Source organism: Actinomadura sp. HBU206391 (assembly GCF_014323665.1).
GTDB lineage: Bacteria > Actinomycetota > Actinomycetes > Streptosporangiales > Streptosporangiaceae > Actinomadura_C.
Genome location: NZ_JABVEB010000299.1, coordinates 1 through 6,125, shown reverse-complemented (window position 1 = coordinate 6,125; position 6,125 = coordinate 1). Strand labels below are relative to the sequence as shown.

The 6,125-nt window shown below is 66.9% G+C and carries 6 protein-coding genes; 3 read left to right on the top strand and 3 right to left on the bottom strand.

Annotation, left to right across the window (positions count from 1 at the left end; genetic code table 11):
• Window positions 1–2,093: elongation factor G (gene fusA, locus HKK72_RS34695; RefSeq protein ID WP_187238640.1), on the bottom strand; the 2,093-nt coding region annotated here is incomplete at its 3' end.
• Between the two features lie 238 nt (window positions 2,094–2,331).
• Here fusA and HKK72_RS34690 point away from each other — a divergent pair.
• Window positions 2,332–3,159, top strand: a complete 828-nt coding sequence (locus HKK72_RS34690; protein ID WP_187238639.1) for a helix-turn-helix domain-containing protein — start codon at window positions 2,332–2,334, stop codon at window positions 3,157–3,159.
• 2 nt (window positions 3,160–3,161) lie between these two features.
• Entirely contained in the window at window positions 3,162–3,365 is a 204-nt protein-coding gene (locus tag HKK72_RS34685; protein WP_187238641.1) for a DUF397 domain-containing protein, read from the top strand.
• Between the two features lie 86 nt (window positions 3,366–3,451).
• Here HKK72_RS34685 and HKK72_RS34680 read toward each other — a convergent pair whose 3' ends face one another.
• Entirely contained in the window at window positions 3,452–4,003 is a 552-nt protein-coding gene (locus HKK72_RS34680) for a TetR/AcrR family transcriptional regulator (protein WP_187238638.1), read from the bottom strand.
• Window positions 4,004–4,093: 90 nt separating this feature from the next.
• Between HKK72_RS34680 and HKK72_RS34675 the strand changes: the two genes are divergently transcribed.
• Complete coding sequence (locus HKK72_RS34675; protein WP_187238637.1) at window positions 4,094–4,834, top strand: SDR family oxidoreductase; 741 nt, start codon at window positions 4,094–4,096, stop codon at window positions 4,832–4,834.
• Between the two features lie 258 nt (window positions 4,835–5,092).
• Here HKK72_RS34675 and groEL read toward each other — a convergent pair.
• The coding region (gene groEL, locus HKK72_RS34670) for a chaperonin GroEL (protein WP_187238636.1) at window positions 5,093–6,125 on the bottom strand (1,033 nt) is incomplete at its 5' end.

The window sequence follows — 6,125 nt, the reverse complement described above, 5'->3', positions numbered from 1 at the left end:
CATGCCTTGGCGACGATCGCCTCGACCAGGCTGCGCGGGACCTCGGCATGCGAGTCGAACTGCATCGAGTAGCTCGCCCGTCCCGAGGTCTGGCTACGGAGATCGCCGACATAGCCGAACATCTCCGACAGCGGCACCAGGCCCTGGATGATCCGGGCACCGGCCCGTTCCTCCATGGCCTGGACATGGCCGCGGCGCGCGTTCAGATCGCCGATGACCTCGCCCAGGTAATCGCCCGGCGTGGTGACCTCGACGGCCATCACCGGTTCCAGGAGCACCGGCGAGGCCTGGCGGGCGGCCTCCTTGAACACGTGGAATCCGGCCTGCCGGAACGCGAGCTCGGAGGAGTCCTGCTCGTGGAAGGCGCCGTCGAGAAGCGTGACGCGTACGCCCGTCATCTCGTAGCCGGCGAGGATGCCGTGCTGCATCGCGTCCTGGCAGCCGGCGTCCACCGAAGGGATGAACTCCTTCGGCACGCGGCCGCCCGTGACCTTGTTCACGAACTCGTAGCCGTCCGCCATCGGTTCGATCGAGATCTGCACCTTGGCGTACTGCCCCTTGCCTCCCGTCTGTTTCTTGTGCGTGTAGTCGACCTTCTCGACCGGCCTGCGGATGGTCTCCCGGTAGGAGACCCTCGGGCGGCCGACGTTGGCCTCGACCCTGAACTCGCGTTCCATCCGGCCGACGAGGATCGCCAGGTGCAGTTCGCCCATCCCGCCGATGACGGTCTGGCCGGTCTCCTTGTCGGTGTGCGCCTGGAAGGAGGGGTCCTCCTCCGCGAGCCGCTGGATCGCCAGCCGGAGCCGTTCCTCGTTGCCCTGGGACCTCGCCTCGATGGCCACCTCGAGGACCGGCGCGGGGAAGTCCATGGACTCGAGGACCACCTGGTCACGGTCGTCGCACAGCGTCTCGCCGGTCGTGGTCTGTTTCAGCCCCATGACGACGACGATGTCGCCGGCGCCCGCCGACTCCAGCTCCAGCCGCTTGTCCGCGTGCATCCGGTAGATCTTGCCGATCCGCTCCTTCCGGCCCTTGACGGAGTTGAGCACCGCCGTACCCGACTCCAGGCGACCGGAGTAGATCCGGACGAAGGTGAGCTTGCCGAGGTGCGGATCGGTCATGATCTTGAAGGCGAGCGCGGCCAGCGGCTCGTCGTCGGACGGCCTGCGCCTGACTCCGCCCTCGCCGTCGACCGCCCCGATGTCGAGCGGGGACGGCAGATAGCGCACCACCGCGTCGAGCAGGGGCTGGACGCCCTTGTTCTTGAACGCGGTGCCGCAGAGCACAGGCGTGACCGTGGTGCCCTTCGACCTGCCGGACGCGATGGTGACCCGCCGGATCGCCGCATGCAGGCGTTCCGCAGGCGGCTCCAGACCGTCCGCGTACAGCCGCATGATGTCCTCGTCGTGCTCGGCGAGCGCCTCGAGAAGCCTGCCGCGCCACTCTTTCGCGGCCTCGGCATGCGTGTCCGGGATGTCGACGACGTCGTAGGCCTCGCCGAGCTCGGCCTCGGCGGACCACACGTACGCCTTCATCCGGACCAGGTCGACGACACCGGTGAAGCCGGCCTCGACACCGATCGGCAACTGCACGACCAGCGGCACCGCCCCGAGCCGATCGACGATCATGTCGACGCAGCGAAGGAAGTCGGCGCCGATGCGGTCGAGCTTGTTGACGAAACAGATCCGCGGTACGCCGTACCTGTCGGCCTGGTGCCACACGGTCTCGGACTGCGGCTCCACCCCGGCGACCCCGTCGAACACCGTCACGGCACCGTCGAGCACTCGCAGGCAGCGCTCCACCTCGACGGTGAAGTCGACATGGCCCGGAGTGTCGATGATGTTGACGGTGTGATCGGCGCCGTCGAGTGGCCAGTGGCAGGTGACCGCGGCCGACGTGATCGTGATGCCGCGTTCGCGCTCCTGGTCCGTGTAGTCCATCGTCGTGTTCCCGTGGTGCACTTCACCGATCTTGTAGGAGACACCGGTGTAGTACAGGATCCGCTCGGTGGTCGTCGTCTTGCCCGCGTCGATGTGGGCCATGATCCCGATGTTGCGGACCTTGGCCAGATCCATCCGTGTGGTGGTGGCCATGGGTTGTGTCCTTTCACTGCTCGATGGGATTGCGACGACCGGCCGTACGTGATCACGAGTATCGAGTGGCCGGTCCGGCCCGCGCACGTGATTTATCGACCGGCCGCCGGTTTCCGTCCGTTACGGCGAACAAGCCCTCTGTAATCACACTAAGGTCGGGAAGGGCCAGAAGCCCACGCGGACCGACCACTCCGGCGCAGTAGAAAATGCGCCGCTTTCCAACCCCGGAGGTTCTTCCATGCCTCGTCGCCCCCGAGAACTTGGAACTCCACAATCGCCCGCCGACTACTTCGGGGCCGAGTTACGCGCCTACCGCGAGGCCGCCGGGCTTTCTCGCCCTCAGTTCGCCGACCAACTCGGTTACACCGCCCAGTGGATCGGCCAGATCGAACAGCGCAAGAGCACCCCGTCTGAGGAGTTCGCCAAGGACTGCGACACCTTCTTCACGACGAACGGAACCTTTCACCGGCTCTGGGAATGGATCAAACTCGTCGGTCAGTTCCAGATCCTGCCGCCGGGCTTCCGCCCGTTCGCCGAGGCCGAGGTCGAGGCGACCTACATCAAGATCTTCGCGCCACTGTTGATCCCCGGCCTGTTCCAGACCGGGGACTATGCCCGAGCGGTGCTCAAGGTCGGTCAGCGGCCGGAGAAGTTCGAGGAGCTTTTCGCCGCTCGAATGCGACGGCAGGAAATCCTGGCCGGCGAGGACCCACCGTGGATGCTCGTCCTGCTCTGTGAGATCGCCGTTCGGCGCGTCGTCGGGAGCGGGCAGGTGATGAAGGCGCAATTGCAGCGCTTGCTCGACCTGGCCGGAGAACCGCACATCACCATCCAGCTCGTGCCGACCGACGCCCCGGTCTACCAGGCGAGCGGATTCGTGATCCTGAGCTTCGACGAGCGGTCCGATATCTGCTATATGGACAGCGCGGGTAGTTATGGTCCTCTACTTGAGAGCACCGACGACGTCGATGAGCGTGTCGTAGTCTTCGATCAAGTAGTGAGGTCCGCCGCCTTGACGGCCGAGGACTCAGAGCAGCTCATTCGAGCGGTCATGGAGGGCATGTGAACATGCACGACATCTCGTCCGTCCAATGGCGCAAGAGCAGCCGCAGCGATTCATCAGGTGGCGAGTGTGTCGAGGTCGCATCTCTGGACCCGGCGGTCGCCGTGCGCGATTCCAAGGACCCCGACGGGCCCCGGCTCGTCTTCGCCGCCACCGCGTGGCGGGTGTTCACCCGTCGCGTCAAGTGCGGCGAGCACGACCTGAGCTGATCAAGGCTCCTCCGAGCTCTCCACCCGGCGGCGGGCGCTCCACTTCCGCCCGGGAGTGCACTGTTCCTCGTCGCCCGACGGGCTGCTCAAGAATGGACGCGCAATCCGTCGAGGACGATCTGGAGCAGGTGCCTGGCCCTGGCGTCCCACTCGGCCTGCTCGAGGCGGGTCAGATAGCCGATGAGCAGGATGACGTCACGGGCGTCGACGTCAGAGCGAATGGACCCGTCGGCCTTGCCGGCATCGAGGAGTGCGGTCAGCGCATCACCGATCGGGCCGAGGCTGTGCGCGGAGAGGTCCTGCCACACCGCCACTTCGACGGCGGCGAACACTCCGCGCTTGACCCGCGCATAGTCGACCACCCGATCGAACCAGCGAGCCAGCGCGGCGAGCGGTTCGTGCTCGGCGAGCAGCGCCGGCGCTGCCGCCACGAGCTCGTCGACGTCCTCACGATAGACCTCGGCGAGTAGATCCTCGCGGGTCGGAAAGTGGCGGTAGAGGGTGCCCTGGCCGACCCCTGCCTGTTTGGCGACCGCGTTGAGCTTCAGCTCGTCCGCATTCGCGATGACCACTCGTGCGGCCCGGATGATCCGTGCGCGATTGTCGGCGGCGTCGGCCCGGCGGCGGGTTGAGTCCATCGTTCCTCTGCTCGACGACTGGCTAAGTGGACACGTGTCCGCTAGCCTGAGCCAACCGGACACGTGTCCACTTTACCCGAAGGGACTCCCATGACCGCCATCAGCGGCAAGGTCGTCGCCATCACCGGAGCGAGCAGTGGCATCGGCGAAGCCACGGCACGCCTGCTCGCCGAGCGCGGCGCGGTCGTCGTCCTCGGCGCGCGCCGGACACAGCGCCTCGACGAGCTCGCCGAGAACATCCGCGACCGCGGTGGACGTGCCATCACCTGCGCCACGGACGTCGCCCGGCGCGAGGACCTCGAAGGACTCGTCGGCCGGGCCGTGGCGGAGTTCGGCCGGCTCGACGTGCTGGTGAGCAACGCCGGCATCAGCAAGATCGGGCCCGTAGCCGACCTCGACGTCGACGGTTGGTCGGCGATGATCGACGTCAACCTCCGCGGGGTGCTCCACGGCATCGCCGCCGCGCTGCCGGTATTCCGCCGACAGGGCCACGGCCACCTGGTGACCACGGTGTCGACGTCCGGCCTGAAGATCGTCCCTACCCAGGCGGTCTACGCCGCGACCAAGAACGCCGTTCGCACTCTCCTGGAAGGACTGCGGCAAGAGTCGACCGATGGCGTGCTGCGGACGACAGCGGTGTCGCCGGGCTTCGTCCGCACCGAACTCGCCGACTCGATCGACAACGCTCAAGTCCGCGAGCAGATCCGCCACACCATGGACGAGTTCGCCATCGCGCCAGAAGCCGTCGCCCGCGCCATCGCCTTCGCCATCGAACAGCCCCACGACGTCGAAATCGGCGATATCACCATCCGTCCAACCGTTCAGGGCTAGCCGCCGCCACGTGGTTCACGGGGTCGGCGCCCGTGACCATGGACGTCTCCCCCTGTTGCATCAGGGCAACGGAGTGGTGCCGTTCGCACCGAGAGCGGTGAGACCGATTGCTCGGCCCCACCGCTCTGACCAGGAGGTTCATGCCTGGAAGGCGCTCGGGACACCGGGGCGGTGCACTTGTTCGGAGAGTGCGGTCCTCCCAGCTCCCAATACCGGTGACGGGTCGGCCCTGACGATCGAGGGTTGGACAGACTCCCTCTAGAAGCCCATACCGCCGGCCGTATCGGCGGCCGGGACCTCCTCCTTCTCCGGTTTCTCGGTGACGACGGCCTCAGTGGTCAGGAACAGCGCCGCGATGGACGCGGCGTTCTGCAACGCCGAGCGCGTCACCTTGGCCGGGTCGATGATCCCCGCCTCGAACATGTTGACGTACTCGCCGGTCGCGGCGTTGAGACCCTCGCCCGGCTTGAGCGAGCGAACCCGCTCGGCCACGACGCCGCCCTCGAGGCCGGCGTTGATGGCGATCCGCTTGAGCGGCTCCTCCAGAGCGCGCTTGACGATCGCAGCACCCGTGGCCTCGTCGCCCTCAAGCTCGATCTTGTCGAACGCACCGGCGCCCGCCTGCAGCAACGCGACGCCACCACCGGGGACGATGCCCTCCTCGACCGCGGCCTTCGCGTTGCGGACGGCGTCTTCGATGCGGTGCTTGCGCTCCTTGAGCTCGACCTCGGTGGCAGCACCGGCCTTGATGACGGCGACGCCGCCGGCCAGCTTGGCGAGACGCTCCTGGAGCTTCTCGCGGTCATAGTCCGAGTCGCTGTTCTCGATCTCGACCCGGATCGCGTTGACGCGACCCGCGATGTCCTCGGTGTCGCCGGCGCCATCGACGATGGTGGTCTCGTCCTTGGTCACCACGACGCGCTTGGCCTGGCCGAGCATGTCGAGCGAGGTGTTCTCCAGCTTGAGGCCGATGTCCTCGCTGATCACCTGGCCGCCGGTCAGCACCGCGATGTCCTGCAGCATGGCCTTGCGGCGGTCACCGAAGCCCGGGGCCTTGACGGCCACGGACTTGAACACACCACGGACCTTGTTGAGCAGCAGTGTGGCGAACGCTTCCGCTTCGATGTCCTCGGCGATGACCAGCAGTGGTCTACCGGTCTGCATGACGGCCTCCAGCACCGGGAGCAGATCTTTGTTCGCCGAGACCTTGGAGGCGACCAGCAGGACGTAGGTATCGTCCAGGACCGCTTCGAGGCGGTCGGGATCGGTCATGAACTGCGGGGCGATATAG

Coding starts and splice junctions, on each gene's coding strand:
- HKK72_RS34690 (WP_187238639.1), top strand. CDS start 2,332: ATGCCTCGTCGCCCCCGAGAACTTGGAACTCCACAATCGCCCGCCGAC.
- HKK72_RS34685 (WP_187238641.1), top strand. CDS start 3,162: ATGCACGACATCTCGTCCGTCCAATGGCGCAAGAGCAGCCGCAGCGAT.
- HKK72_RS34675 (WP_187238637.1), top strand. CDS start 4,094: ATGACCGCCATCAGCGGCAAGGTCGTCGCCATCACCGGAGCGAGCAGT.
- HKK72_RS34680 (WP_187238638.1), bottom strand. CDS start 4,003: ATGGACTCAACCCGCCGCCGGGCCGACGCCGCCGACAATCGCGCACGG.